This window comes from Rothia uropygialis (assembly GCF_004137765.1).
Lineage (GTDB): Bacteria > Actinomycetota > Actinomycetes > Actinomycetales > Micrococcaceae > Rothia.
The window spans coordinates 195,382-221,448 of record NZ_NOIS01000004.1 but is presented as its reverse complement, the minus strand read 5'-3'; the positions used below and the strand labels follow the sequence as shown (position 1 = coordinate 221,448).

22 protein-coding genes and 1 riboswitch are annotated in these 26,067 nt (G+C 60.7%); of the genes, 17 read left to right on the top strand and 5 right to left on the bottom strand.

Annotation, left to right across the window (positions count from 1 at the left end; translation table 11 throughout):
• Positions 1 to 42 precede the first annotated feature (42 nt).
• The 4 genes from EWV35_RS10295 (at position 43) to EWV35_RS10280 (ending at position 4,421) form a co-directional block, all read left to right on the top strand.
• Positions 43 to 597 (top strand): DUF4870 domain-containing protein, encoded by a 555-nt coding sequence (locus EWV35_RS10295; RefSeq protein ID WP_129661576.1) that lies wholly within the window; start codon positions 43 to 45, stop codon positions 595 to 597.
• Between the two features lie 208 nt (positions 598 to 805).
• The gene (locus EWV35_RS10290) at positions 806 to 2,095 is read left to right on the top strand and encodes an adenylosuccinate synthase (protein WP_129661574.1); all 1,290 of its coding nucleotides are present in this window, start codon (positions 806 to 808) and stop codon (positions 2,093 to 2,095) included.
• Between the two features lie 44 nt (positions 2,096 to 2,139).
• Complete coding sequence (gene corA / locus EWV35_RS10285) at positions 2,140 to 3,120, top strand: magnesium/cobalt transporter CorA (RefSeq protein ID WP_129661572.1); 981 nt, start codon at positions 2,140 to 2,142, stop codon at positions 3,118 to 3,120.
• 113 nt (positions 3,121 to 3,233) lie between these two features.
• Positions 3,234 to 4,421, top strand: a complete 1,188-nt coding sequence (locus EWV35_RS10280; RefSeq protein ID WP_274542958.1) for an acetyl-CoA C-acetyltransferase — start codon at positions 3,234 to 3,236, stop codon at positions 4,419 to 4,421.
• Between the two features lie 98 nt (positions 4,422 to 4,519).
• On the opposite strand, the gene EWV35_RS10275 is transcribed toward EWV35_RS10280, so the two are convergent.
• Together EWV35_RS10275 and EWV35_RS10270 are read right to left on the bottom strand one after the other, a co-directional pair.
• Positions 4,520 to 5,854 (bottom strand): MFS transporter, encoded by a 1,335-nt coding sequence (locus tag EWV35_RS10275; protein ID WP_129661570.1) that lies wholly within the window; start codon positions 5,852 to 5,854, stop codon positions 4,520 to 4,522.
• A gap of 170 nt (positions 5,855 to 6,024) precedes the next feature.
• Positions 6,025 to 6,942, bottom strand: coding sequence for a LysR family transcriptional regulator (locus EWV35_RS10270; RefSeq protein ID WP_129661568.1), 918 nt, complete (start codon positions 6,940 to 6,942; stop codon positions 6,025 to 6,027).
• A gap of 148 nt (positions 6,943 to 7,090) precedes the next feature.
• On the opposite strand from EWV35_RS10270, the gene EWV35_RS10265 reads away from it, so the two are divergent.
• The 4 genes from EWV35_RS10265 to purU are packed head-to-tail and all read left to right on the top strand — an operon-like array spanning position 7,091 to position 11,179.
• On the top strand, positions 7,091 to 8,446 hold the full coding sequence (locus tag EWV35_RS10265) for an aminomethyltransferase family protein (RefSeq protein ID WP_129661565.1): 1,356 nt from the start codon (positions 7,091 to 7,093) through the stop codon (positions 8,444 to 8,446).
• A gap of 54 nt (positions 8,447 to 8,500) precedes the next feature.
• The gene (locus EWV35_RS10260; protein ID WP_129661562.1) at positions 8,501 to 9,355 is read left to right on the top strand and encodes a methylenetetrahydrofolate reductase; all 855 of its coding nucleotides are present in this window, start codon (positions 8,501 to 8,503) and stop codon (positions 9,353 to 9,355) included.
• A complete protein-coding gene (locus EWV35_RS10255; RefSeq protein WP_129661559.1) occupies positions 9,352 to 10,248 on the top strand; it encodes a bifunctional methylenetetrahydrofolate dehydrogenase/methenyltetrahydrofolate cyclohydrolase in 897 nt (298 codons plus the stop codon). The genes EWV35_RS10260 and EWV35_RS10255 overlap by 4 nt, the downstream gene beginning before the upstream one ends.
• A 58-nt stretch (positions 10,249 to 10,306) precedes the next feature.
• Positions 10,307 to 11,179 carry a formyltetrahydrofolate deformylase gene (purU, locus tag EWV35_RS10250; protein ID WP_129661556.1) on the top strand — a complete coding sequence of 291 codons (873 nt, stop codon included), beginning with the start codon at positions 10,307 to 10,309 and terminating at the stop codon, positions 11,177 to 11,179.
• A gap of 35 nt (positions 11,180 to 11,214) precedes the next feature.
• Here the strand turns inward: purU and EWV35_RS10245 are convergent, their stop codons facing one another.
• The gene (locus EWV35_RS10245; protein ID WP_129661553.1) at positions 11,215 to 11,727 is read right to left on the bottom strand and encodes a PTS sugar transporter subunit IIA; all 513 of its coding nucleotides are present in this window, start codon (positions 11,725 to 11,727) and stop codon (positions 11,215 to 11,217) included.
• Between the two features lie 44 nt (positions 11,728 to 11,771).
• Positions 11,772 to 12,965: a cobalamin-independent methionine synthase II family protein gene (locus tag EWV35_RS10240; RefSeq protein ID WP_129661550.1), complete on the bottom strand. Its 1,194-nt coding sequence runs from the start codon at positions 12,963 to 12,965 to the stop codon at positions 11,772 to 11,774.
• Between the two features lie 4 nt (positions 12,966 to 12,969).
• Positions 12,970 to 13,065: riboswitch (SAM riboswitch) on the bottom strand.
• Between the two features lie 306 nt (positions 13,066 to 13,371).
• Here EWV35_RS10240 and EWV35_RS10235 point away from each other — a divergent pair.
• A complete protein-coding gene (locus EWV35_RS10235) occupies positions 13,372 to 14,949 on the top strand; it encodes an amino acid permease (protein WP_129661547.1) in 1,578 nt (525 codons plus the stop codon).
• Between the two features lie 139 nt (positions 14,950 to 15,088).
• Positions 15,089 to 16,105: a nucleoside hydrolase gene (locus tag EWV35_RS10230; RefSeq protein WP_129661544.1), complete on the top strand. Its 1,017-nt coding sequence runs from the start codon at positions 15,089 to 15,091 to the stop codon at positions 16,103 to 16,105.
• Here EWV35_RS10230 and EWV35_RS10225 read toward each other — a convergent pair.
• The gene (locus tag EWV35_RS10225) at positions 16,102 to 17,103 is read right to left on the bottom strand and encodes an IS481 family transposase (protein WP_129661541.1); all 1,002 of its coding nucleotides are present in this window, start codon (positions 17,101 to 17,103) and stop codon (positions 16,102 to 16,104) included. The genes EWV35_RS10230 and EWV35_RS10225 overlap by 4 nt on opposite strands.
• A gap of 63 nt (positions 17,104 to 17,166) precedes the next feature.
• Between EWV35_RS10225 and EWV35_RS10220 the strand changes: the two genes are divergently transcribed.
• The 7 genes from EWV35_RS10220 (at position 17,167) to EWV35_RS10190 (ending at position 25,923) form a co-directional block, all read left to right on the top strand.
• Entirely contained in the window at positions 17,167 to 17,739 is a 573-nt protein-coding gene (locus EWV35_RS10220; RefSeq protein WP_238654395.1) for a TetR/AcrR family transcriptional regulator, read from the top strand.
• Positions 17,736 to 19,124 (top strand): MFS transporter, encoded by a 1,389-nt coding sequence (locus EWV35_RS10215; protein ID WP_129661539.1) that lies wholly within the window; start codon positions 17,736 to 17,738, stop codon positions 19,122 to 19,124. Before EWV35_RS10220 ends, EWV35_RS10215 begins: the two co-directional genes overlap by 4 nt.
• A gap of 182 nt (positions 19,125 to 19,306) precedes the next feature.
• Positions 19,307 to 20,101: an ECF transporter S component gene (locus tag EWV35_RS10210; RefSeq protein ID WP_129661536.1), complete on the top strand. Its 795-nt coding sequence runs from the start codon at positions 19,307 to 19,309 to the stop codon at positions 20,099 to 20,101.
• The gene (locus EWV35_RS10205; RefSeq protein WP_129661533.1) at positions 20,098 to 20,838 is read left to right on the top strand and encodes an energy-coupling factor transporter transmembrane component T family protein; all 741 of its coding nucleotides are present in this window, start codon (positions 20,098 to 20,100) and stop codon (positions 20,836 to 20,838) included. Before EWV35_RS10210 ends, EWV35_RS10205 begins: the two co-directional genes overlap by 4 nt.
• Positions 20,826 to 22,199 (top strand): ATP-binding cassette domain-containing protein, encoded by a 1,374-nt coding sequence (locus tag EWV35_RS10200; RefSeq protein ID WP_129661530.1) that lies wholly within the window; start codon positions 20,826 to 20,828, stop codon positions 22,197 to 22,199. The genes EWV35_RS10205 and EWV35_RS10200 overlap by 13 nt, the downstream gene beginning before the upstream one ends.
• A 119-nt stretch (positions 22,200 to 22,318) precedes the next feature.
• Positions 22,319 to 24,160, top strand: coding sequence for a dihydroxy-acid dehydratase (gene ilvD, locus EWV35_RS10195; protein WP_129661527.1), 1,842 nt, complete (start codon positions 22,319 to 22,321; stop codon positions 24,158 to 24,160).
• Between the two features lie 194 nt (positions 24,161 to 24,354).
• Entirely contained in the window at positions 24,355 to 25,923 is a 1,569-nt protein-coding gene (locus EWV35_RS10190) for an amino acid permease (protein ID WP_129661524.1), read from the top strand.
• Positions 25,924 to 26,067: the final 144 nt, after the last annotated feature.

Genomic DNA, 26,067 nt, shown 5'->3' with positions numbered 1-26,067 from the left:
TCCACGATGTCCGCGTGGAAAACGACGTGATAGGAATTGGGCATGAACCATCAAGCTCCCTCACCCGACGAACGGCCAGGACAGCAGGGGTCGAATGCACGGCCAACCGACCCGGATTTCGGAGAGGGCCAGCGCTCCCACGGCCATTCCGGACAACCCGGATTCGGTGCCCGGGGAGCGGGCCCCGAGGCCGCTCGCGATCGCTCCTTCGACGCCTACGGCAACCGCATCCCGTCCGATGCCCGCACGATGGCCGTGCTGGCGCACCTCTCGACCTTGGTGATCCTTCTGTTCACCGCCGGCTGGTTGAGCATTCTGGGCCCGCTGGTGTTCTGGCTGATCTACAAGGACAAGCCGGGGTACGCGTTCGTCCGGTATTCCTCGGCCCAGGCATTCAACTTCAACCTCCTGATCTGGATCATCAACATCGCGGCCTGGATCCTGGTAATCGTGACCTTCGGCGTCGGTATCGTCATCGCCCTGCCGGTGTGGGCGGTCGTCAATATCATCGCGATCGTCTGCCACATCATCGGGGCCGTCAAAGCGAACAAGGGGGAGGTCTACGCGTACCCGATGAAGATCTCGGTCCTGAACTGAACCACGGGTTCCCGATCCACATGACGTGTCCCGCGGCTCAGGCAGGGGCGGTCCCCGGAAACATACGAACGCTTTCTTCCACAACTCGGGCCGAGACCGTCCGCACCAGGTATCCTGGACTGTGGCTTTGCGAGGCGCTCATGTCCCGCGTGCCTTTCGCCGCCGTGAAACCCGGTCGGTGATCTGTCAACAGGAGTGGATTTTCCAAATGCCAGCAATCGTAATCGTCGGCGCCCAATGGGGCGATGAGGGCAAAGGCAAAGCTACCGACCTCCTCGGCGGCCGCGTCGACTACGTCGTCAAGCCGAATGGCGGAAACAACGCTGGCCACACCGTCGTCGTCGGCGGCGAGAAGTTCGAACTCAAATTGTTGCCCGCTGGAATCCTGAGCCCCAATGCGACGCCGGTGATCGGAAACGGCGTGGTCGTCAATCCCGAGGCTCTTTTCGAGGAAATCGACGGCCTACAGGCTCGCGGGGCGGATACCTCCAAATTGCGGATTTCCGCGAATGCTCACCTCGTGGCGCCGTTCCATCAGACCATGGACAAGGTAACCGAACGGTTCCTGGGCAAGCGCGCGATCGGAACGACGGGACGCGGCATCGGCCCCGCCTATATGGACAAGATCGGCCGCTTGGGCATCCGCGTCCAGGACATCATGGACGAGTCGATCCTCCGGCAGAAGGTCGAGGGCTCACTCCGTCAGAAGAATGAGCTTCTCGTCAAGGTTTACAACCGGCACCATGTGGAAGTCGACGAGATCGTCGATTACTTCATGTCATTCGCCCAGCGGCTCAAACCGATGATCGTGGATTCCACGCTGGTTCTGAACAACGCGCTGGACCAGGGCAAAACATTACTCATGGAGGGCGGCCAGGCCACGTTCCTCGATGTCGACCACGGGACGTATCCCTTCGTGACCTCCTCGAACCCCACAGCCGGCGGCGCATCGGTGGGATCCGGGGTGGGCCCGACCCGCATCTCACGAGTCATCGGAATTCAGAAGGCCTATACGACCCGCGTGGGTGCCGGGCCGTTCCCGACCGAGCTCTTCGACGAGTGGGGCGAATTCCTGCAAAAGACCGGTGGCGAGTTCGGCGTGAATACCGGCCGTCCTCGCCGGTGCGGCTGGTACGACGCGGTTCTTGCCCGGCAAGCCGTCCGTATCAACGGGTTCACCGACCTCTTCCTCACCAAGATGGACGTTCTAACCGGACTCGAGCAAATTCCCGTCTGCGTGGCCTATGACGTCGACGGGGTGCGGCATGACGAGATTCCGATGACGCAAACCGAATTTCACCATGCCAAACCGATCTACGAGTACTTCGACGGATGGACCGAGGACATCTCTCAAGCACAGTCGCTGGACGACCTTCCGGAGAACGCACGGAAGTACGTCGAAAAGCTCGAAGAACTCTCGGGATGCCGTATCTCAGCGATCGGCGTCGGGCCGGGGCGTGAGAACACGATCGTCGTTCGTGATCTCATCGATGAGTGAAACCCGTCAAGAACGAGCAGTGACTACGGATAGACGGGCTGCGCATGGCGTATCTTCTTCACACGCTCATTGATTCGAGCGAACAAACTCATCCGCAGGATTCGGCGGAGGCCGCCATCGCGGAGCTGTCCACCTCTCCTGGATCGAGTGCATGTTTGGTGATCGAGGATCCTTCGGATGAGGAGCTGAAGCGTCTGGCAGAGTCCCTCGATCTTCACCCTCTCGCGGTCGAGGACGCCTCGCACGGACATCAACGGCCGAAACTGGAGCGATACGGCGAGGCCCTCTTCCTGGCGGTTCATCCGATCTCGTATACGGACAGGACCGAGAAGCTGTCGATCAGTGAAATCCACGCTTTCATCGGGCCCAACTATTTCCTGGTGACCATACCGGAAGGCGGGGCCTCCCAGCTGGTCCTGAACCAGATGCGTCGAGCGTTCAAACGTCAACACCTGGAGCCGCACAATCCGCAGACACTGCTGTATTTCCTGCTCGACGGCGTGGTCGACGAGTACGAACCGATCCTGATGGACCTCGAAGAAGACCTCGACGAGATCGAGGAGGAGCTCTTCACGGGAAGCAATTCCTCCCAGCGCATATACGAGCTGTTCAAAGAAGTCGTGAAATTCCAGCGTGGTACGCGGCCGCTGAGTTACTTGCTGGATCTGTTGATGCGAGGCGCCGAGAAGTACGAGACCCCGAAGCAGCTCCATCCGCATTTCCGCGACGTCAAGGACCACGTGCTGAGAGCATTGGAACACCTGGATAGCCTCCGTTCCGCCCTGCAGAATGCGCTCACCGTGGACTCCACGCTGGTGGGCCAACGGCAGAACGACGCGATGAAGAGGCTCTCGAGCTGGGCCGCGATCCTGGCGGTCCCCACCGTCATCGCGGGAATTTACGGCATGAACTTTGAGGTCATGCCGGAACTGAAGTGGACCGTAGGCTATCCCTTGGTCCTGGGACTGATGGCTCTGATCTGCGGGACCCTGTACCTGGTTTTCAAGAAGAAGAACTGGATGTAGCCGGGCTTCGAGACAGTGTCTCGGACTTGGACTTCATGAATATTCGCCGGGCTCGCGACCTGTCGTACCATGAGGTGGTGCAACGCGCCCGTGCCGATCGAAGGAGTGCTTCCGTGCCCCAACTCAACGATGTCGTGATTGTGGGCGGCGCCCGCACTCCGCAGGGAAAAATCATGGGACAACTCGCTGGCCTCACGGCTGTGGACCTTGGAGCCCACGCGATCGCCGCGGCCCTCGAACGTTCCGGGGTGGCCGCGGAGCAGGTGGATCAAGTTTTCATGGGGCACGTGGTCCAGGCCGGTTGTGGACAGAACCCGGCGAAATCCTCGGCGCTGGAAGCGGGAATTTCACGGAGTGTTCCGGCCCTGACCCTCAACAAGGTCTGCCTTTCGGGTCTCGCGGCCCTGATCGAGGCCGCTCGGCTGATTCGGTTGGGGGAAGCTGACGTCGTGGTGGCCGGAGGCCAAGAATCCATGTCCTCAGCGCCGCACGTGGCCCCGGGAGTACGAGCAGGGAGATCGTACGGGGACCTTCGGCTTGTCGACGCCGTCGCGCGTGACGGGCTCACGGACGCTCAGGACGGCCGCTCGATGGGTGCGATGACCGAAGAAGACAACGTGCCTCGCGGCATCGGGCGTGAGGAGCAGGACGAGATCGCGGCCTCTTCGCATCGCCGAGCGGGTGAGGCGGCGGCATCAGGGATTCTGGGCGAAGAGATTGCACCGCTGAGAATTCCCCAGCGCAAGGGCGAACCTGTGACGGTGGATTCGGATCAAGGCATCCGTCCCGATTCCACGACCGAAACCTTGGGCAAGCTGCGCCCTGCTTTCGCCCACAACGGCACCATTACTGCCGGAAACTCCTCGCCGCTGTCCGACGGCGCCGCCGCGCTGATCGTGACCTCCAAGAAATTCGCAGAGGATCACGGACTCGAGTGGCTCGCCGAGCTCGGGGCAGCCGGCCAAACGGCGGGCCCTGACAGCGCCCTGCACTCTCAACCGTCCCAGGCGACCCAGGCGGCCTTGGACAAGGGCGGCTGGACGGCCCAGGACCTCGATTTCTGGGAGATCAACGAGGCCTTTGCCGCGGTCGCCCTGCAGTCCGGTCGCGATCTGAATATCGACCAGGAGAAGATCAATATTCACGGGGGCGCGATTGCGCTGGGTCATCCGATCGGTGCTTCCGGTGCGCGACTGGCCTTGCATGCGGCCTATGAGCTGAAGCGCCGGAATGGCGGCAAGGCCGCCGTCTCGCTGTGCGGCGGCGGTGGGCAGGGCGAGGCCCTGTTGCTGTTCCGGTAGTCACGGCTTGGCACGCTAATTAGGCGAGACCATCGAGCTCCGGTATCGATGGTTCTTAGCGGCCAACCGCATGGAATTCCGTGGAGAGGCTCTGTCGACTATCGGCCGGTGTCAAGGTTCAAGGCTCGACCGCCGGTCGAATTCAATAGGAGACTAATGAATAGCAGCATCAGGACCGAGAAAAGCGAGGTGAGTGCGAAAGCTGTGAACCCCCATGATTCAAGCCCCAAGGCAAAAAGCTGGCCGCCCATCCACGGGCCGAATATGGCACCGAATCGACCCATTCCGGTGGTCCAGCCGATTGCTGAGCCGCGGGACTCAGTGGGGAAAACGTGGGCGACCGCGGCATAAACCATCGTTTGGGCGCTAAAGAGAAAGAACCCCGCACTAAATACGATGCCGTATGTCAAAGCAATTGGGGCATCGATTCCGAGACAGAAAATTGCGATGGCCGTCAATGCGAACCAAATCATGGAAACGCGTACCGGCCCCCATGCATCAGACGACCTGCCCGCGACCAGTAGTCCGAAGATGCCTCCGAGGTTGATGGTCACCAGAAACAAGAGCGAAGACCCGAGTGCGAACCCTTCAGCTTCCATGAGGCTGGGCAACCAAGTGCTGACGCCGTATACGAGCAAGAGGCCACCGAACGATGCCATCCAGAAAAAGACCGTGATTGCGCCGTTCCGGCCGCGAAAAAGCATCGTCAAACTCGCCATCGGTGACTTTCGGGATACGGCCTCTGGCCGTTGCACGGTGGGCATCGCGATGTTGTACCTGGTTGCGAGCGTGCGGGCCTTCCCAAGACGTCCCTTGGCTACCAGATAGGTCAGCGATTCGGGCAACAGGGCCAGAATGAGAGGAACGATGAGGAAAAGCGGCAGGACGCCAATCCAATAGAGAGATCGCCATCCCAGCGCGGGAAGAAGCCACAGGCTGAGTAATCCGGAGGCGATGCCTCCGGATTGGTGAGCGGTCATTAATATACCGATGGAAAGGTTTCGACGCGGGGTGGGTGCTAGCTCAGAGACCATGGCAATGGCCGTAGGAAGCAGGCCACCCAACCCGATGCCGGCTATGGTGCGGAAGACACCGAAGACAGCCGCATTAGGTGCCAACGCACAAATCGCAGAGGCCAAGGAGAAAACGGAAGTGCAGGCGACGATCCCCCAACGGCGTCCGATAGCATCCGTAATCATGCCCGCGCACAAAGCTCCGATGAGCATGCCGAAGGTTGCGTACGAACCTATATTCCCTGCATGGGACGGGGTCATATCGAATCCCGCATCGGAGGCCATCGACGGAATTGTCGCGCCGTACATGAAGGTGTCGATGCCGTCGAACAAAACAGTAAGCCAACACAAGGTCATAACAAGAAAGAAGGTTTTGTGATTGGTTATGCGTTCTGTAGGAGGAGCAGACTGAGAAGCCATCGGAATCTCCTGGAGTGAAGGACTCGCTTTGGGACCTGAGAACTTGGTGGGTTCCGTGCCTTGTGAGTCGGAGGGTGCTGAATACTGAGTTGACGTTCGAACGTCAGTGAACCAGCACACAGAATCATTGTCAACAATTTGGTTGGCAATTGTGGGAGGGGTCGATTCCTCTAGCTTTGTCCAGCGCCGGTCACGCCCATGGCATCAAAGGCTGCCGGAGTTGCCACGACGGCTCTGGCCACCGTGCGGTAAAACCAATCAAGCGCGCTTGTGCTCTGCGAGGTTCCCCTGCGACAGACATGGAAGCGCACTGGGCGGATCTCGAATGGGGCTTCGGAAACCCATAGGTTCCAGCGATCCCGCCACCCGTATGCGATGGAGGATGGGGCTAAGGCAACCAAGTCAGGGTTTGAGATGAGGACGTTGGGAAGGGCTGTGAGACGTTGGACCGTAACCGTGGGCTCAGCATAGGCATCCGAGCGTCTCTCGGATTCCGCCAATTGGTTCGCTGCGGAGTCTCCGGAGACGAAGGCTCGCCTCGACTGGCGGTACTCATCCAAAGAGAGCGTCTGTTGGCTGAAGGGGTTTTCGGGTGACATGACAACTACGTAGCTCTGGTCCTTGACGCTCGTCCTGACAAAATCGCCAGGTATATCTGCGGGCGCGATGGCCACATCGACGTGACCGCGCTGGAGCCAGTCACCCAATTGGTCCTGTACGAGCGGCACGGATTGGACGTTCACGTGCGGTGCTTCCTTCTTGACCTCGGCCACAATGTTGCCCAACCATCCCACTTCACCCAGCTCCGACAAGGCGAGACGGAACTTTTTTCGCGAGTTCGTGGGGTTGAAGCGCCGTATGCGATTTAGGGTTGCGTCGACTCGGTCGAGCGCTTCTCGCATGTCCATGTATGCGTCTATGGCTACTGGGGTCGGTTCCATGCGGCGATCAATGCGTTCGAAAAGAACGTCTTCGAACAGCTTGCGAAGACGCTTGAGGGACTGGCTAACCGCGGACTGGGTCACATGGAGGTGCTCAGCTGCGGTAGTGAGGTTCCTGGCCTCAAAGATGGCTACAAAAACTCTCATGAGGTTTAGGTCCACGGGATTCCCATCCGTTCAATGTTTAGCGAGATTCAAGCTACTAGTAGTGCAGCTAATCCTAAAGGGTTCCATAAATAAGTAGCGTAGGTCACGAAGGCGGCATCGGACCGCTCTACGTGTCGAAGGAGATCTCATGACGGAGTCAGCAGCCCAGGTCATTGCCCAAGCCGGAAGCGCCGTTGAGGCACTCCGCAATGCCCAAGCGTTGCCCGCTATCTTTCCGGTCAAGCCTGAATTCACGAATTGGCGCTCGGAACAAAAAGCGTGGCGTGAGTCAGTTGCATTTTTGGATCAGTCGCATCACATGACTGACCTGTTCATCTCGGGGCCGGATGCACTCAAACTGTTGGAAGACACAGGGGTCAACAGTTTCAAGAATTTCGAGCCGAATCGCGCCAAGCAGTTCGTGGCCGTCAATTACGAGGGTTACCTCATCGGGGACGCAGTGCTGTTCTACCTGGACGAAAACTCCTTTGACCTGGTTGGTTGGTACATGGTCCAAGATTGGGTGCAGTTTATCGGCGAGACGGGCGGATACGATGTCACCTTCCGAAGGGACTACAACTCGATCATGCGCGAGGAAGGCGATCCGGAGCTCTACCGATACGAAATCCAGGGCCCAAATGCCCTGAGACTCCTTGAATCTGTTATCGGTGGTTCTGTGCCGGAAACCAAATTCTTCGGCATGGCAGACCTGACCATAGCTGGTTGCACAGTGCGATCATTGCGTCACGGTATGGCCGGTCAACCTGGGTTTGAGCTTTTTGGGCCTTGGGCCGAAGGCGAAAGTGTCCGGAATGCGATCCTTGACGCGGGCCGGGAACTCGATCTTGTACTCGTCGGGGCGAAAGCGTATTCAACAGCAAATCTGGAATCTGCGTGGGTGCCCTCGCCTTTCCCCGCGATTTTCACGGGAAACCGAATGGACGAATACCTCGAATGGCTTCCGGCGGACCGTATAGGGTCGCTGGCGGGGAGCTTTGCATCGGATGACATTCGCAGCTACTACAACACCCCGTATGACATTGGGTATGGTCGGACCATCAAGTTCGACCACGACTTCATTGGGCACGAAGCCTTGAAGAAGTTGTCTGAAGGTCCACAACGGACCAAGGTGACGTTGGTATGGGACCCGGATGATCTGGCCGCGGCTCAGAAGACTCTGTATGAGGATGGAGTCCCCGCCAAGTACATCGAATTCCCTAAAGCCCGTTATGGGTTGTTTCAGGTGGACGAGGTCCGGTCACAAGGGGAAACCGTCGGGGTCTCCCACGACGCCGGATACATCGCCAATGAGAATGCATTCGTATCCTTGGCGAGTGTCGATGAAAGTCATGCTCAGCCAGGTACACCTGTTGAAGTGCTGTGGGGCGAAAACCCGAATTCGACCAAGCCTGCCGTCGAACAGCACAGGCAGGTAACTATTAATGCCGTAGTCCAGCCCGCCCCATACTCTTCTTTCGCACGTAGCAACTACCGCAAGAACTAAGGACCCCAATACGCATCCGGAGACTGCACGGAGAACCGAAAGAAGAATATAGACATGGCTGACCAAGTTCGATCTGCGGATAACTTGATGCAGGATTTCTCGCTCGAAATAACAGGAAAGGATGTCGAGGGGCTTCGGGAAGGGGCCTTGCATATCCCAGCGGAAACTAGGGTTAACGTCACCTATTTGGGAAACGAAGACCTTGAACTTCGCGTTGGGGCAGCTCGGGCCGTCCTGGAGCTCGGGTTGGTGCCCGTTCCTCATATTTCCGCACGTCGGATTCGATCGATGGAGGAGCTCAAGGAAATTCTTTCAAAACTCCAGGCGATCGGCGCCACACGGAATATTTTCGTTGTGGGAGGAGATCCGTCGAAGGCTGAAGGACCATTTGCAGATTCGTTGAGCCTGATCCAAACAGGAATACTGCCTGAATACGGAGTTCGGGAGGTCGGCGTGGCTGGTTATCCCGAAGGGCATCCGGATATCGCCGATCAGAAACTTTGGGAAGCTTTGACCAATAAGCTCGACGCACTCGAGGGTCAAGGACTCGAATCGTCGATCATCTCCCAATTCACCTTTAGCGTCGGTGCCGTCCAGGCTTGGGTGGAAGAGGTGCGTCGACGGGGAATCGAAGCAAAAATCCGAATCGGTTCTCCAGGCCCAGCGGGGGTCAAGCGACTTTTGGGGTTTGCCCGACGCTTAGGCATTGCAACCAATGCCTCGATGATCAAGAAATACGGATTCTCGGTGACAAACCTCATCGGATCGTCGACTCCCGATAAGTTCATCCAGGAAGCCGCGCGGGAACTGAACGATCCCAACACAGGAGATATAGCAATTCACTTTTATACCTTCGGCGGGGTCAAAGACTGTGTCGAATGGATACATAAGTTCAGGGGGCGGCCATGAACGTGCCAAAGTCACAGGTGCTGGATGGAAGATCGGCCGCCGAAGCAATTCGACGGGAGCTTTCCGAGCGAATCCGCGATCTGAACGCCCGTGGAGTCGAGCCGGGTCTTGGCATTGTACTGGTGGGAGAGGATCCCGCATCCCGTTCCTATGTACGGAACAAAGTTCAAGACTGCGCCGAAGTGGGCATCGTTTCCCTCAGACGTGACCTGCCCGAAGATGCGACCCAGGAGCAGGTCGAACGGGTCGTAGATGAGTTGAACCAGGACCCTTGCTGCACGGGATACATCGTCCAGTTGCCCCTGCCGAAGCATATCGATGAAAAGCGTGTTCTCGAGAAGATCGACCCACAGAAAGATGCAGATGGGCTGCACCCACTGAACCTCGGAAGACTGGTGTTAAACGTCTCAGGGCATACAGAATCGGCATTACCGTGTACGCCCGCAGGTATCATCGAGTTACTTCAACGGCATCGTGTCGGCCTGATGGGGAAGCACGTGGTCATTCTTGGCCGTGGGATCACCGTCGGACGACCATTGGAATTGTTGCTTTCAAGCAAGCTGATCAATGCGACCGTTACCGTGGCGCATACGGGCACCCCCGACCTTGAGGATGTCCTGTCTAGAGCAGACGTCATAGTGGCAGCGATGGGAGTGCCGCATGCGGTTCGACCCGAACAGGTCAAAGAAGGCGCGATTCTGCTCGATGTAGGTGTCTCGCGGATCATGGAACCGGCAACCGGACGATACCAACTGGTAGGGGATATTCATCCCCAAGCACTGGAGAAAGCGCAATGGTTCTCACCAAATCCGGGTGGCGTCGGACCTATGACGCGTGCGATGTTGTTGGTCAATATTGTGGAAGCAGAAGAGCGGAAAATATCGAGAGGATAAACTCCTTGGCGAGATCCGCTGAGGCCGGTCATCCCCTCGAGAGGAACACGGAGAATCAATGACACATTTGGTCGATCGAATGCAGGACCAGGCCTGTTTGGTCGTTAAAGGTCCCGACCGCCCGGGCATAGTGGGGACGGTAGCTTCTGCGATAGCTCGCAACGGGGGAAATATTCTCCAGAACGACCAGTTTACGAGTATTGACCAGGACCCGGTCTTCTACCAGCGGACAGTTTTCCAGAAAGAGAATTTTTCTGAGTCGATTCCAGAGTTGGAATCCGACCTGCAAGAGACTCTGTCATCTGTTGGGCTCGAATGGCAGCTGATCGATCGATCGAAGCCCAAGCGCATGGTTGTCTTGGCACCGAAGTCTGATCACTGTCTTTTGGAATTGCTGTGGCGCCAGAAGCGCGGTGAACTCCCGGTCGAGATCCCCATGGTCATATCGAATCATCCAGACCTGCGCGACGAGGTCGAATACTTCGGCATCCCGTTCCATCACGTCCCGTCCCACGGGTCGGACAAGTCGGTCGCCGAGGCACAGATCATGGAGCTCGTGAGCGGGAAAGCCGACTTCATGGTCCTGGCCAGGTACATGCAGATCCTGTCCGAGGACTTCCTGCGGCGGATCGATGTGCCGATTATCAACATCCATCACTCGTTCCTGCCCGCTTTCATCGGCGCCGGTCCTTACCGCATGGCCTGGGAACGCGGGGTCAAACTGATCGGGGCAACGGCACATTACGTCACGCCGGAGCTCGACGCCGGGCCTATCATCGAACAGGACGTCACGCGGGTGGACCACACGTTCTCGCCTGCGGATCTGCAGAAACACGGGGCATATGTGGAAAGAGCGACTCTGTCCCGAGCGGTCCAAGCCCATGCAGAAGATCGCGTCTTCTGGCACGGGAACCACGCGATCGTGTTCTAGAGCGGACTGCCCCGAAGAAATTGGGGCGTCCGCAATCAGTCGCGCAGCACAGCGGACGCCGCCACGTCGCCCAGTGCCGCCTGACCGCCCTGTACCGAAAGCTCTTCCAGTCGGTCGGCGGAATTGGTGATGACCACGATGGTCGTCGGGTCCTTGCCCGCGGCACGGACCGCCTCAATATCCATCGTGCCCAGTCGTTGGCCCGCCGCGACCCGGTCGTGTTTGGCTGAATGCAGCTCGAAAGGCGCGCCCTTGAGCTCGACGGTATCGATCCCCAAATGCAGCAGAACCTCGAGACCGTCGTCGGTCCGGATGCCGAGCGCATGTTTGCTGCTCGTCGTCACGGTTACTTCTCCGGCCACGGGGGCGACGATTTCTCCCGAGGTGGGATTCTGAATGCCGAAGCCTTCACCCATCATCTTTCCGGCGAACACAGGATCGTCGACGTGCTCGATCCGAATGATTTCTCCCGCGACGGGCGCGAAAATCTGCGAGGGATGCTCGCTCGTGGGGGTGGAATCTTGGGATTGGGGGTGACCAGCGGACATGAGCTCATTCCTTAAGGGAGATTGCGAGGGTTCTACAGTCCACCCTAAAACAGCCGCTCGCTCGCGATGCGCGCACCCTTCGTCAGAGATTTGAGCTTGGCTTCCGCGATTTGCGGGTGAAGACGTCCACCGAGGCCGCAATCGGTGCCCGCAATGACGTTCTCTTTGCCGACGACCGAAGCGTATTGCTCGATGCGCTGGGCCACGAGTTCGGGATGCTCGACGACGTTGGTCGAGTGGGAAACAACCCCGGGGATGACCAATTTGCCCTCGGGCAGTCTCACATCCTCCCAGGCTTTCCACTCGTGGGCGTGGCGAACATTCGCGGCTTCGAAAACGTAGGCGCCGGCGTTAATAGTGAAGAGCGATTCGATGAGGTGCTTGATCTCGATGTCGGTCGTGTGCGGTCCGTGCCACGATCCCCAACACAAGTGGAATCGGATTTGCTCTTCAGGTATTCCCCGCAGGGCATAGTTTGCGGCCTCAATAGCGAGCTGATTGAACCGTAGATACTCCTCGATCGTCGGTTCCGGAACCAACTGGTCCCATGCTTCGGCGATCGAGGGATCGTCGAGTTGGACGATGAAACCCGCGTCCGTGATCGCCTTGTATTCCTCATGGAGAACATCCGCCCAGGCGTAGATGAACTCTTCGTCGGTCGCGTAGTGATGGTTTCCGATGCGCGAGGCCGAGCCGGGGGAGAGCGACGCGACGAACGCCTCGGATGCGCCCTGTTGGGTCACGGCCATTCGCAGGTTGTTGATGTCCGCGGCGACGGCGTCCTGGCCCTTGTACGTCAGTGGCCCGGTCGCGATCGGGAACTCGGCATCAGGGTCATTGCCCAGGTCTAATGACTCATAGAAGTCGGCGAACCGGTTCCAATCCCGGCGGACGGCAAAGCTGTTGTAGCGTCCGTTGCCTGGGGTCTTGAGGATCTCCCGGAACGAGGTGTCGTCGACCGTTTCGAGGCCACCGGTCCGGGCGAAGGAGTAATGCCACCACGCGCCGTAGTCCACGTCGCTGGCCATCGCGTGACCGTATTCGCCGTCGTTGACGACGTCGATTCCCCACTCGACTTGTTTCCCCACGATCTCGTGGACCGATTCGGTCAGTACACGCTGAAAGTCGGGTTCGGAGATTTCGCCCTTGCCGCGTTGTGCGTTGGCTTGAATGAGCTCATCCGTGCGGGGCAGCGAACCCACGTGGGTTGTGCGGATGCGGTCGGAACTGTTCAGCATGTTTCCTCCATCGGTCGTGGCGTTAGCACCGACGAGGCTCGGGCCTCGCGGGTTGCTGCGGCGTCGTCGAGCCAAGTCTCTCGGCCGCTCGGGATGGTCATTTTATTTGGCCCACTTTTCCCGGAATGAGCCCGGGATTCCAACGCAGGCGAGCCAGCTACGGCTTGTGACACGGTATTTCGTGTGTGGTGCCTGTTACGTGATTGTGACACTTGGGGTTATCGTGTCGATTGCGTCTTTTGTGGATGCAGATCACTACAGCCTGTAGTCGTTACCACAACAGGGTGGTCGTGACTGGCGAGTGACCAGTTGATGCAACACCGACGCCGCGCGCTTTTCCTCTGGCTTGCCCGCCTCGCACAGGCGAACCGTCGGCCCCGCGGTGTCACGAAATCTAGAGGAACCTATGACTCAAACGCCTCAACAGCAGGCAACGAAATATCCGGAAGAAATGGCCTATGAGCAGGAACAGGCCGGACTTCAGCAAGGCTTGGGGCCTCGACAGCTCCAAATGATCGCCATCGGAGGAGCGATCGGCACCGGTCTGTTTCTCGGTGCCGGAGGACGCCTGGCCAGCGCCGGCCCGTCCTTGTTCTTGGATTACGCGCTCTGTGGACTGATCGCCTACTTGATCCTGCGTCAGCTGGGCGAGCTGGTGGTTCACCGGCCTTCATCAGGCTCCTTCGTTTCTTATACGCGCGAGTTCTACGGAGAGAAGGCCGCCTACGTCTCCGGATGGATGTACTGGCTCAATTGGGCAACCACGGCCATCGTGGACTCCACTGCCATTGCGATCTACGTGCACTGGTTCGGGCAGTACAGCTCGTTCATCGACGCAATACCCCAGTGGTTCGTCGCGCTCTTCGTGATCGTGGTCGTGGTGATCATGAACCTGATCTCGGTCAAAGTCTTCGGCGAGATGGAATTCTGGTTCTCGTTGATCAAGGTCGTCGCCCTAGTCATCTTCCTGGTTTTGGCGATCGTTTTCGTCATTTTCGGCACGCCGACAGGCAGCCCCCGAGGACTCGGCCTGATCTCGGAGAACGGCGGACTCTTCCCCAATGGATTCCTCCCGGCGATGGTCATCATGCAGGGCGTCGTTTTCGCGTATGCCTCGATCGAGCTGGTCGGCACCACCTCCGGAGAGACCCGCAACGCGGCCAAGGTGATCCCCAAAGCCATCAACACCGTGATTCTTCGTATCGCGATCTTCTACGTCGGCGCGATTTTCCTGTTGTGCCTGCTTTTGCCCTATACGGCCTTCAGCGAAGACGAGTCCCCCTTTGTCACGTTCTTCTCATCCATCAACGTGGGGGCCGCGGGACCGATTATGGAGTTGGTGGTGATCACCGCGGCCCTGTCATCGCTCAACGCCGGGTTGTATTCCACGGGGCGCATTCTGCACTCGATGTCGATGGCAGGTTCGGCACCGCAATTCGCCCAGCGTTTGACAAAGTCGGGTGTTCCTTACGGAGGGATTCTGCTGACCGCGGCCGTGGCTCTGTTGGGCGTGATCCTGAACTACTTCGTTCCGGACGCGGCCTTCGAAATCGTGCTGAATATTGCGTCCCTCGGAATCATCGCCGGTTGGGTTGCGATCACGATGGCGCACATGAAGTTCGTCTCGCTCGTCAAGAAAGGACGTTACGAGAGGCCCAGTTACAGGGCGCCTTTTGCTCCGGTGACCAACTGGGTCACCCTGGTATTCCTCGGGTGCGTCGTGGTACTGATCGGATTCGATTACCCCGTGGGTACTTACACGTTGAGCTCGATGATCATCATCATTCCCGCGCTGATCATCGGATGGTTCGCGGTTCGCAAGCGCGTCCGCGAGTTGGCGGCCGAGCGTGAAGGCGTGACCGGTCTCTACCCGATCGTGGCGGATCGTCCGGCCGCACAGCGTACGCATCAGCGTGGGCGTCACGGGCACGGAAACACCACGATCATCCATCAACCCGATGAGGAAGAAAACGACGAGGACTGACGCCCCTATGCGTAGCGGTCAGTACTCGGGGCGAGACCCAGCGGTCGTCTCGGCAGGAGCTTGTTCCCGCTGAGACCACCGCCGGGTTTGTCCGCGTCTGCATCCGCTGATCGGCACGGCTCAGGCCTATGCTGGGTCCATGCCCCGCATTCTTTTGGACAACGACACAGGCATCGACGATGCGATAGCCCTGGTGTACCTGGCCGCCCAGCCCGAAGTGCGCTTCGAGGCGATCTCCTGCACCCCCGGGAACGTTCCGGCCGACGACGTCGCGAGGAACAACTTGGGTCTCCTGCGGTTGTGCGGGCGTGAAGATGTGCCCGTCTTTCTGGGGGCGAGGCAGCCTCTCGAGGCGGAGCTGACGACCACTCCAGAAACGCACGGGCCGCAAGGAATCGGCCACGCGCAGGTCCATTCCTCCGAGAGCATCTCTGATGGTTACGCCCCGGAAGTGTGGGCAGAATTGGCGCGAGCGAATCCGGGGGAACTGGATGCGATATGCACCGCACCCCTGACCAATTTCGCCCTCGCGCTGCGGATCGAGCCGCGGCTTCCCGAGTTGCTCCGTTCGCTCACGATCATGGGCGGAGCATTTTTCCATCCCGGGAACACGACCCCGTTGACCGAGTGGAACATTCACTCGGACCCGCACGCCGCGCACGAGGTCTTCGCGGTCTACGAGGCGTACGAGGATCTGCCCGAGGAAAAACTTCCGTTGGTGTGCGGCTTGGAGACGACCGAACGGTATGAACTGATGCCGGAGGAAGCCGCAACCTGGGCAATCGACGCAGGCAATCCCCAAGCCCTCGATCCCCATGGTCGAGGCACCGAACTCCTCAGAGTCCTGGACGACGCCCTACGATTCTACTTCGAGTTCCACGAAGAATACGGTTACGGGTACATGGCCCACGTTCATGACTTCTTCGCCTCCGCCGCCGCGATTGGGGACGCGACCTACGAGGCCGTGACGACCAACATCGACGTCGTGACGAGCGATGGCCCGGCCTACGGAGCGACGGTCGCCGACCTGCGAAATCTCTTGGGGCGCAGGCCTTCGGCCCGGCTCGTGACATCGAATGATCCGGACCAAGGATTCTCGCGCCTGCGTTCGTCGATCGTGGATCTCGCTCGGCGAGTCGACAAGTTCGACTCCTAGCTGTAGGAGGCCAGGACGTTGTTGACGCGTCGCGGGGTAGCGGATGCGGGTGGATTGCCGTCGTGCGCGCCGTGTGGCCGGTGGTAGTTGTAGTGCAGGTTCCAGGTCTCCAGCGCTTTCTCGCGCTGGTGCTCTGAGGTCCAGGTCCTCGCATAGAGGAACTCTTCGGCCAGGATGCGGTTGTAGCGCTCGACTTTCCCGTTGTGCTTGGGCGTGTACGGCTTCGTGCGCCGATGCTCAGCACCAGTGAGGGCAGCGGCGAAGGCGCCGGAGCGGTAGCAGGCGCCGTTGTCGGTGATGATCCGCTCGATCTTCACGATGCCGTGCTTGGCGAACCATTCGCGGGCGCGGTTTAGGAACGCGACGGCGGTGGGGCCCTGCTCGTTCTCGAGAGACTCGGTGTACGCCAGGCGAGTGTGCCCGTCGATCGCGGAATGCAGGTACGCGTCCCCGCCTCGCACCCCGCGGGACTTCGCGCGGGCTGCTGCCCTTGCTTCGGGGCTGCCTTTGCCGTGTGCGCGCCAGCCACCCCCATCGGGAATGCGCCCGACCTTCTTCACGTCTAGGTGGACCATGTGCCCGGGATGCTTCGCGGTGATCGTCTTGACTTCTCGGTTCGTCTCGCCATTTGGGTCGATGAAACGCCGATGGTTCAACCCGAGCTGGGCAAGTCGCCGAGTGATTGCGCGCCGGCTGACCGGAACGCCACCGGGGTGCAGTTCGAAGGCGATGCGCGATGCCGACCATTTCTTCTCCCGGCGCAACTCCTCGATCCGCGCCACCGTCTCGCCGGGCATCGCGGTCGGCTGCCGCACCGGAGCAGACGAGCGATCAAACAACCCAAGTTCGCCGAACTTCCGGTAGCGGTTCACCCATTTCGAGGCGGTCGCCCGCGAGATGCCCATCTCGGCCGCCACGTGCGCGATCGGGCGGGTGCGGCACCGCTCGACGAGACGTCGGCGGCCTTCGGGCGTGAGAGGGCTGTTGCGATGAGTCATATGAGTGGCGGCTTCCGAATGCTTGTTGATTGGTTAGTAGTCAGTAACTAGTAATATAGCGCTATGGTCAGTCGAATGAGTGGCGCCGAACGGCGCTCGCAAGTGTTGGAGCACGCGGCGGGAGAGTTCGCCGCGCATGGGTTGCACGGAGCATCAACTGAGGCGATCGCGCGGTCCGCGGGGATCACGCAGGCGTACATCTTCCGCATGTTCGGGACGAAGAAGGCGCTGTTTCTGGAACTTGTGCAGGACGCCTTCGCCCGCGTCACTGACGGGATGCAGGCTGCGGCAGCGAACCAGACCGGTCTCGAGGCGCTCTCCGCGATGGGTCGGCAGTACTACGAGTTGCTGGCGGATCGGACCCACCTGCTCTTGCAGCTACAGGGGTTCGCAGCCTGTGGCGATGCCGAGGTCCGCGATGCGGTACGCGCGAGCTTCGCCGCGATGTGGCAGGCGGTCGCGGAGACGACCGAGCTGGAGCCCGTCACGGTGAAATCGTTCCTGGCCTTCGGGATGCTGCTGAACTCCGGCGCCGCATTGGATGTCGAGGACCTTGATGAGGAGTGGGCCGTGGGACTGCGCACGCGGGTCAACCCGGGTCTGTTCGCGCACATCACCACGGAGACGAACCGATGAGCACAGCACCGGCAGACAGCTCCGCAGCGCGTCGTCTCGGTCCGGCCATCGTCACTGTCGCACTCCTCGGCGCAGTGATCGGCGGCGTCGGCGCGCCTCTGATCACCTCGGTCGCCCTCAACCTGCGGGTATCCCTAGACGCGGCGCAGTGGACGCTCACGTTCACGCTCTTCAGCGGCGCGATCGCCGCCCCGGTTCTCGGCAGGCTCGGCGCCGGCTCGCACCGGCGCGCCACGATCCTCATCACTCTGGCGCTCGTCGCGGTCGGTGGCCTACTCACCGCGATCCCGCTGCCGTTCGGCGTACTGCTCATAGGACGTGCACTCCAGGGACTAGGGCTTGGGGTGGTCGCCTTGCTGATGAGCGTGGCCCGCGATCACCTGCCTGCCGAGCGTGCACACACAACGATCGCGACAGTGTCAGTCGCCTCCACCGTCGGCATCGGCGTCGCCTACCCACTCATGGGATTCATCGACCAGCTCGCCGGACTACACATCGCCTACGGCGTTGGATTCCTGCTCTCCCTCGCCGCGGTCCTGATCGCCTGGCGCACGATCCCGCAAGATGCACCCCGGCCACCCGTCAGAGTCGACATCCCCGGCGCGGTACTGCTGGGCCTCGGATCGCTCGGCGTACTCCTCGTCGTCGCGCAACCCTCCGTGTGGAAAACCCCTTGGATCGGGGTCTCCATACTCGCCGCCGCCGTCGCCGCGCTGTGGGCGTGGGTCGTCATCGAGCGACGAGCCACCGCCCCACTGGTCGACCTCAATCTCTTCACGAAGGGCGCGGTGCTGCGCGCGAACACGGCCATGCTGACCTCCGGCATCGGCATGTACCTGCTGTTTTCACTGCTCACCCGCTACGTGCAGAGTCCACCCCAAGCCGGCTACGGCTTCGGCCTCTCCGGCGTCCTCGCCGGGGCGGCCCTCATCCCTTTCTCGGTACTCGGCTTCGTCGCAGGGCGCCTCACCCCTTGGCTGACCAGCCGCGTCCCCGCGCGCTGGACCTTCGTGATCTTCGTCGTCTTCGTGGTCATCGCCGCCGGTCTGTTCGCCGCCACCCCGAGCTCACTCGCGGCCACGCTCCTCGCGATGGCCGTTCTCGGCTTCGGCGTCGGCGGGATCTCCGCGATCATGCCCCGACTGGTGCTCGACGGGATACCACAGCCAGAGACCTCGAGCGTTCTATCGATCAACCAGATCGTCCGCAGCGTCGGGTTCAGCATAGGCAGCGCCTTTGCAGGCCTCCTGCTGGCTACCGCCACCCCCGCAGGCTCGCTGTTTCCGGACGAGCACGGCTACACCACCGCGGCCCTGTACGTCCTCCCGCTGCTTCTACTCAGCTCCATCGCCGTCCTCGCCAGCAGAGCAAGCACAAAGCGCTAGCCGCTCCACCCCGGCCGCCCAAGGCCACGGCCCAGCGTCAACAACCTTCTGTCCAGCAACACCTAGCCCGCGGGTCCATGTTCCGACCTGAAGGTGACGGGCGGACCGACTCGGACTAATCTGGTAGCTCATTGGGGCCGAGGTGACATAGGCCGTTTCCATCTGACTTTCGGACGACACCTATGCCTTCATCACCTCGCATCACCGACCGGCCCTCCCTGATCAAAGCAGGTTCTTCCGCGCGCTCCTCGTGGCAACGTTTCTGCATCATCGTGGGTGCGTTGCTCATCGCGGCGATCTACCTCGGGACCGTACTGACTCAACCTACCGATGCCGCGATCGGTGCAACCAATGTTCCGGCCGCGGTTCTGTTCGTGGGATACCTCGTCGCTGCGCTCTTCCTGCTCGCCGGAACCCTCCCTGGACTGTCCGTCGGAACCATTGTTCTCATTCCCGTCGGATTGGTGCTCAACATTCTGTTGGGTCAATTCGTCGGCAGCTCGTTGGTCCCCCTGTACCTCGACTCTATGGGTACGATTCTCATCGCTTTCCTCGCGGGTCGCAGCGCGGCAGTCGCGACGGGAATCCTCGGAAACCTCGTGTGGTCGCTGTTCAACCCGACCCTCTTGCCTTTTGCTGCGGTCGCGGCGGTCGTGGGATTCTGCGCCGGGACGGCAGGACGTTGGGGAGCCGTGCGAAGGATCTGGTCCGCCCCGATCTTCGGATTCGTCTCCGGCCTCATCAGCGCGACGATCTCGGCGCCCATAGCCGCATTCGTCTACGGGGGAACATCCGGGGCGGCCACCGGGGCCATCGTGACGGCCTTCCGAGCCTACGGAGACTCGATCCTTCAGGCGACGACCAAGCAAGCGCTCATTACCGACCCGGGGGATAAGGCGATTTCCTTCTTGCTCGTAGCGCTTTTGATCTATGCGCTGCCCCAGCGCACCGTCCGGAGGATTTCTGAGACGCGTTGACACGACTGCATCCCTTCACGGTTCTTACCGCAGGTCTGGCCGTCGTCCTGGTCTCGACGGCCATCGGTGGTGTCTGGTCCGCGGCGCTCGTGGCTTTCCTGTGTTTCGCATTGGCTTTGTTCCATCACCGTGGCAGGGCGTGGCTCGGCGGCGCGGTGGGAATCATGGTTCCTCTGGCGGTATCGCAGCTCATGGTGCACGCATTGTTCGACACCACCGGAGCCACCGTTCTCTTGAACTGGGGTTGGGTGCGTCTGACCGCTGAAGGCATCCGGACCGCGGGCGACTACGGGTTGAGGCTCGTCCCGATTGTCGGCGTGGGTGTGCTGTGCCTCCTCGTTGTGGACCGAATGCGCCTCGTGGCCGCGATCGACGAGTCGAGAGTTCCGCGCACCATTGGATACGTGGTGATAGCTACCCTGAATTTGGGCCCCCACCTGGCCGCGCGCTCGTGGGTTATCGGACAGGCACAGGCCGTGCGAGGGCTCGACCTGGGTCGATTTCCGCTCTCCTGGGTGCGGCGTGTGAGGCATCAGACTGTTCCGCTCGTATCCTCCGTCGTGTACGAAGCAACGGAGCGTTCCGTGCACCTCCAGGCTCGCGGCTTCCCCGGTCACGGCCCCGCCCGTGTCCAGAGGTATCGCGAGGTCGCCGACTCCCGGGGCCAAGCTGTGCTTCGTCGGACAGTCTTGACAGCCTCGATCGTGGCAACGGCGGTGATCGTATGGCTCTTCTGAACCTCGGGATCGAATCCTTCCACCACGAGGAGCGCGTGGATATTCAGAACCCTCTGCTGTGCGACGTCAACGTCGAGCTCAACGCTGGCGAGGTTCTGGCCGTGACCGGCGGGTCCGGCGTCGGAAAGTCCACATTGGGGCAGATCATGGCCGGAATCTTCCCCAGCAACGGAGGGCAGATGCGAGGATTCATCGAATTCGGGGATCAGCGTGTGGACTACCGCTCGGAAGCCCGTCCCCAGACCGATCTGTCCGAATGGTCCCGGTGCGCGGCCTACTTGCCCCAGGACGCCCGGTCCTATCTCTCGGCCGCGAGAGCGACGGTCGAGGAAGAGATCGCCTTCGGTCTGGAATACCGCGGAATGACGAGGGATGAGCAGAGGTACGAGGTGGCACGGGTTGTCGAGACCTTGGGTCTGGGCGGGATACTCGGCCAGGACCCGATGGAGCTCTCGGGAGGACAAGAGCGATTGGTGGCTTTGGCCTGCGTTCTGGTGCTGCGGCCAGCCGTCGTGATCCTCGATGAGCCAGGTGCAGGAGTCGACCCGGAAACCACGACGGCAGTGAGTGAGAGCATCGACGCACTCGCGGCTGACGGCCTTGGCATCGTGCTCCTTGCCGGATACGACGAACCGTTCCTCGACCGGGCTACCCACAGACTGGATCTGGGGGAAAACCCGACCGGATTCGTACCCCATGCTCGCGCTTTCCCGGTATCGCCGGCCAAGGGATCGGGAATCGGGGGCCCGGGGCTCGAACTGCGGGCGGTGGACGCGTACCGACACGGTAGCCAGATGCCCGTGGTCCAGAACCTCAGCCTCAGCGTGGCCCAGGGGGAATGCGTGGCAGTCACCGGACCGAATGGGGCGGGCAAAACCACACTGCTGCGGGCGATCATGGGGCTTGAACACTCGACGGGGCGGATTGCGGTTCGAGGGCAACCGGTTCCGAACAAGCCCGCGGAAGCGGCGCGCGATATCTCCATTATGTTGCAGAATCCGGCGGATCAGCTGAGTGAACGTACGGTCTATTCCCAGGTGCTCGCCGGCGCCCAGAGTCATCTGGCTGCAGACCAGGCCGTCGTCGACTGCGGGCTGGGTTTCCAATGTGACGAGCACCCCCTGGAACTGTGCGCCTCTCAACGGCGCCTGCTCTCCTTGGCCGCCGTCATTGCACGTCAAACGCCCGTTCTCCTCTTGGACGAACCCACGGTCTCTCTCGACGCGGCTGGACGCTCCATCCTCGAGTGGCACATCCGCCGGTGCATTTCTCGGGGCGCCGTGGTTCTCGTGGTGACTCACGACGAAGCTTTCGCCGAGACGGTTGCCCAGAGGCTGATCCGACTGGAACCCGCTCGGTGACGCCCGTCGTCACAGCACCGGGCCCTGCATTCCACCATTCAAGATGGCCCATCTCAACAATTGGCGTGAGTATAACCGGGAGTAGTCTGGACGGAGCATCAGACGTTCAAGGAGGATATATGCCTGACCTGCGTTCCAGAACATCCACGCACGGGCGGAACATGGCCGGGGCCCGCGCGCTGTGGCGTGCGACGGGAATGAAGAAGGAGGACTTCGGCAAGCCGATCGTCGCGATCGCCAACTCCTTCACGCAGTTCGTTCCGGGCCACGTCCATCTGAAGAATATGGGCTCTCTCGTGGCGGGCGCTGTGGAAGAGGCCGGCGGAGTCGCCAAGGAATTCAATACGATCGCCGTCGACGACGGCATCGCGATGGGGCACGACGGAATGCTCTACTCCCTGCCGTCCCGCGACATCATCGCCGATTCGGTCGAATACATGGTCAACGCCCACCGGGCCGATGCCCTCGTGTGCATTTCCAACTGCGACAAGATCACTCCCGGGATGCTCATGGCCGCCATGCGCCTGAATATCCCCGTGGTATTCGTCTCCGGCGGCCCCATGGAATCCGGCAACGCGGTCGAGGGAGTCATCGAGCACCGCATCGACCTGGTCGACGCAATGGCATACGCGGTAGACGAGTCCGTGACCGATGATCAGCTCGGCATGATCGAGGAAAATGCCTGCCCGACCTGCGGCTCTTGCTCCGGTATGTTCACGGCCAACTCGATGAACTGCCTGACGGAGGCATTGGGCCTCTCATTGCCCGGCAACGGGACCACGTTGGCGACCCAGATTGCCCGCAAGGACCTGTTCCTCAATGCCGGCCGCACCGTCGTCGAACTGGCCAAGAAGTACTACGAGGAGGACGACGAATCCGTCCTTCCCCGCAATATCGCGTCCAAGAACGCCTTCGCGAATGCGATGGCCCTCGATATCGCCATGGGCGGTTCGACCAACACGGTTCTGCACATCCTTGCCGCCGCGCAGGAGGCCGAGGTGGACTTCAAACTCAAGGACATTGACGAGCTCTCTCGGCACGTCCCGTGCTTGGCCAAGGTTGCCCCGAACTCGACGAAATTCCATATCGAGCACGTCCACAAGGCCGGCGGTATCCCCGCGATCCTGGGTGAGTTGGACCGGGCAGGGCTGTTTCGGCACGATGGCGTGCGCACCGTGCACGCTGAGTCGGTGGACGAATGGCTCAACGAGTGGGACATCCGCCGCGATTCCGCATCGGAACGCGCGCGTGAACTGTTCCTCGCCGCCCCGGGAGGAGTGCGCACGACGCAGGCCTTCTCTACGGCCAACAAATTCGAGGAACTGGATACGGATCCGGAATTCGGATGCATCCACTCGGTCGAGCACGCCTACACCAAGGACGGGGGCCTGGCCATCCTCTTCGGCAATATCGCCGAGGACGGAGCGGTCATCAAGACCGCCGGAATCGACGAGAGCCTGTTCCACTTCCGGGGCAAGGCCTTTGTGGTCGAGTCCCAGGACGAGGCCGTGTTCGAGATCCTGTCCAAGCACGTCGAACCCGGCGACATCGTGGTGATCCAATACGAGGGGCCCAAGGGCGGTCCCGGGATGCAGGAAATGCTGTACCCGACCTCTTACCTCAAGGGTCTTGGTCTGGGCAAGGAATGCGCCCTCATCACGGACGGCCGTTTCTCCGGCGGCACTTCCGGCATCTCGATCGGCCATATCTCCCCGGAGGCCGCAGCGGGAGGAGCCGTGGGTCTGATCGAACACGGCGACGAGATCGAGATCGACGTCGCCAACCGGCTCCTGCAGGTGCACGTCTCCGACGAGGAGCTGGCCAGGCGTCGAGAGGCCCGTGGTCCTCTGCCCTGGAAGCCGACCAAGCCCCGTGAGCGTCAGGTCTCCACGGCTCTGCGCGCTTACGCTTCTATGGTGACCAGCGCGGACAAGGGTGCTGTTCGCGTCGTTCCGGAGTAAGCTTCCGCGAGGCAGGTTCCGCGAGGGACCGCACCCCCCTTGTCGTGCATCTTCTGTTGTCCACGGGGCGTGTTGCCCCGTGGGCAACTTTCGTTGTGGCGGGGGTTACAGATGTGTCGACATTTCGGTAAGATACCGTGCAGACTTCACGTACCAAGGGGAGGTTCGTGACCGACGTAAGGGGAGGAACCCCCATGGCATCACCTGGTTCAGACTCGTCGGCGGCGAGTCGTTCAACCGAGGCCGCGCAGAATCAATTCGCGGCGGAACAAGAAGGCTTCAAAAAGGGGTTGAGCCCTCGACAGCTGCAAATGATCGCTATCGGTGGCTCGATCGGAACGGGACTGTTCCTGGGTACAGGTGGGCGGCTCCAAAGCGCCGGACCTACCCTGTTCATCCTGTACGCCGTGGCCGGTTTCTTCGGCTATCTGATCCTCCGGCAACTGGGCGAGCTCGTAGTGCATCGACCCTCGTCCGGGTCATTCGTTTCCTATTGCCGCGAGTTCTTCGGCGAGAAGTCCGCATACTTCACCGGGTGGATGTACTGGCTCAGTTGGGCCACGACCACGATCGTGGATGCGACGGCCATGGCGATCTACGTGAAATGGTTCGGTCAGTACATCTCCTTCATCAATGGGATCCCCCAGTGGGCTCTGGCATTCTTGGTGATCGCCGCAGTGACGGTCATGAACCTCATCTCCGTCAAGGTCTTCGGCGAGATGGAGTTCTGGTTCGCGATCATCAAGGTCAGCGCGCTCGTGATCTTCATGATCGTCGGCATCCTGTTCGTGATCTTCGGTTCCCCTTCGGGCGATCCCACCGGATTCACGTTGATCTCGGAATCCGGCGGAATGCTGCCCAACGGGCTGTTGCCCGCTCTCGTCGTCTCGCAGGGTGTCGTCTTTGCGTACTCCGGTATTGAGCTCGTGGGCACGGCCTCGGGCGAGACCCAGGAACCCGGCCGGGTCATACCACGCGCGATCAACTCCGTGATCCTCCGCATCGCCGTTTTCTACGTCGGTTCGGTCCTGCTTCTCTGCCTCTTGCTGCCGTATACGCAGTACAGCGACGACGAATCGCCGTTCGTGACTTTCTTCGCCTCGATCGGAGTCGACGCTGCGGGTCCCATCATGCAACTCGTGGTGATCACCGCGGCCCTGTCCTCGCTCAATGCTGGGCTGTACTCGACGGGCCGAATCGTCCACTCGATGGCGATGGCCGGTTCGGCCCCACGCTTTGCCCAGAAGCTCACCAAGGGCGGCGTCCCGTTCGTGGGAATTCTGCTGACCACCGGTGTCGGCATGCTCGGGGTGATCCTGAATTACCTCGTTCCCGAGGCGGCATTCGAGATCGTGTTGAACATGTCAGCGGTCGGAATCATCGTTGGTTGGGCGGCGATTACTCTACCGCATCAGAAATTCGTGGCCTTGGCGAAAAAGGGCCTCTATCAACGACCGAAATATCGGGCCCCGCTGGCCCCGTTCACCAACTGGATCACGATGCTGTTTCTGACTGCCGTGATGGTGTTGATCGCTTTCGACTATCCGGTGGGCACCTACACCCTGGCGTCCATGGTGGTCATCATTCCGCTGCTGATCCTCGGATGGTTCTTGGTCCGTCGCCGGGTTATGGAAGTCGCCGCACAGCGCGAGGGGTACACCGGTCAGTTCCCGGTGGTTGCTCAGTGGCCGACGACCGACGAAAAGGACACGCCATTCGACCATGGCAAGTCCAATACGACCATCGATCTCGACGACGAATAAATCGGTTTTCCCTGACGGCCGAGGGCATCAGGAGACCGTAGATGCCGCACTGCGGGGACTTTTCCGGGTAAGCTACGGCTTTGAGCCGATCGAGTGAGGTATGACACACGGTGTCGCTATGGGGCCTCGCGGTCGGTGATGTTT

Excerpts from the sequence above, each read along its gene's own strand:
- EWV35_RS10295 (WP_129661576.1), top strand. The coding sequence starts at position 43 with ATGAACCATCAAGCTCCCTCACCCGACGAACGGCCAGGACAGCAGGGG.
- EWV35_RS10290 (WP_129661574.1), top strand. The coding sequence starts at position 806 with ATGCCAGCAATCGTAATCGTCGGCGCCCAATGGGGCGATGAGGGCAAA.
- corA (WP_129661572.1), top strand. The coding sequence starts at position 2,140 with ATGGCGTATCTTCTTCACACGCTCATTGATTCGAGCGAACAAACTCAT.
- EWV35_RS10275 (WP_129661570.1), bottom strand. The coding sequence starts at position 5,854 with ATGGCTTCTCAGTCTGCTCCTCCTACAGAACGCATAACCAATCACAAA.
- EWV35_RS10270 (WP_129661568.1), bottom strand. The coding sequence starts at position 6,942 with ATGAGAGTTTTTGTAGCCATCTTTGAGGCCAGGAACCTCACTACCGCA.
- EWV35_RS10265 (WP_129661565.1), top strand. The coding sequence starts at position 7,091 with ATGACGGAGTCAGCAGCCCAGGTCATTGCCCAAGCCGGAAGCGCCGTT.
- EWV35_RS10260 (WP_129661562.1), top strand. The coding sequence starts at position 8,501 with ATGGCTGACCAAGTTCGATCTGCGGATAACTTGATGCAGGATTTCTCG.
- EWV35_RS10255 (WP_129661559.1), top strand. The coding sequence starts at position 9,352 with ATGAACGTGCCAAAGTCACAGGTGCTGGATGGAAGATCGGCCGCCGAA.
- purU (WP_129661556.1), top strand. The coding sequence starts at position 10,307 with ATGACACATTTGGTCGATCGAATGCAGGACCAGGCCTGTTTGGTCGTT.
- EWV35_RS10245 (WP_129661553.1), bottom strand. The coding sequence starts at position 11,727 with ATGTCCGCTGGTCACCCCCAATCCCAAGATTCCACCCCCACGAGCGAG.
- EWV35_RS10240 (WP_129661550.1), bottom strand. The coding sequence starts at position 12,965 with ATGCTGAACAGTTCCGACCGCATCCGCACAACCCACGTGGGTTCGCTG.
- EWV35_RS10235 (WP_129661547.1), top strand. The coding sequence starts at position 13,372 with ATGACTCAAACGCCTCAACAGCAGGCAACGAAATATCCGGAAGAAATG.
- EWV35_RS10230 (WP_129661544.1), top strand. The coding sequence starts at position 15,089 with ATGCCCCGCATTCTTTTGGACAACGACACAGGCATCGACGATGCGATA.
- EWV35_RS10225 (WP_129661541.1), bottom strand. The coding sequence starts at position 17,103 with ATGACTCATCGCAACAGCCCTCTCACGCCCGAAGGCCGCCGACGTCTC.
- EWV35_RS10220 (WP_238654395.1), top strand. The coding sequence starts at position 17,167 with ATGGTCAGTCGAATGAGTGGCGCCGAACGGCGCTCGCAAGTGTTGGAG.
- EWV35_RS10215 (WP_129661539.1), top strand. The coding sequence starts at position 17,736 with ATGAGCACAGCACCGGCAGACAGCTCCGCAGCGCGTCGTCTCGGTCCG.
- EWV35_RS10210 (WP_129661536.1), top strand. The coding sequence starts at position 19,307 with ATGCCTTCATCACCTCGCATCACCGACCGGCCCTCCCTGATCAAAGCA.
- EWV35_RS10200 (WP_129661530.1), top strand. The coding sequence starts at position 20,826 with ATGGCTCTTCTGAACCTCGGGATCGAATCCTTCCACCACGAGGAGCGC.
- ilvD (WP_129661527.1), top strand. The coding sequence starts at position 22,319 with ATGCCTGACCTGCGTTCCAGAACATCCACGCACGGGCGGAACATGGCC.
- EWV35_RS10190 (WP_129661524.1), top strand. The coding sequence starts at position 24,355 with ATGGCATCACCTGGTTCAGACTCGTCGGCGGCGAGTCGTTCAACCGAG.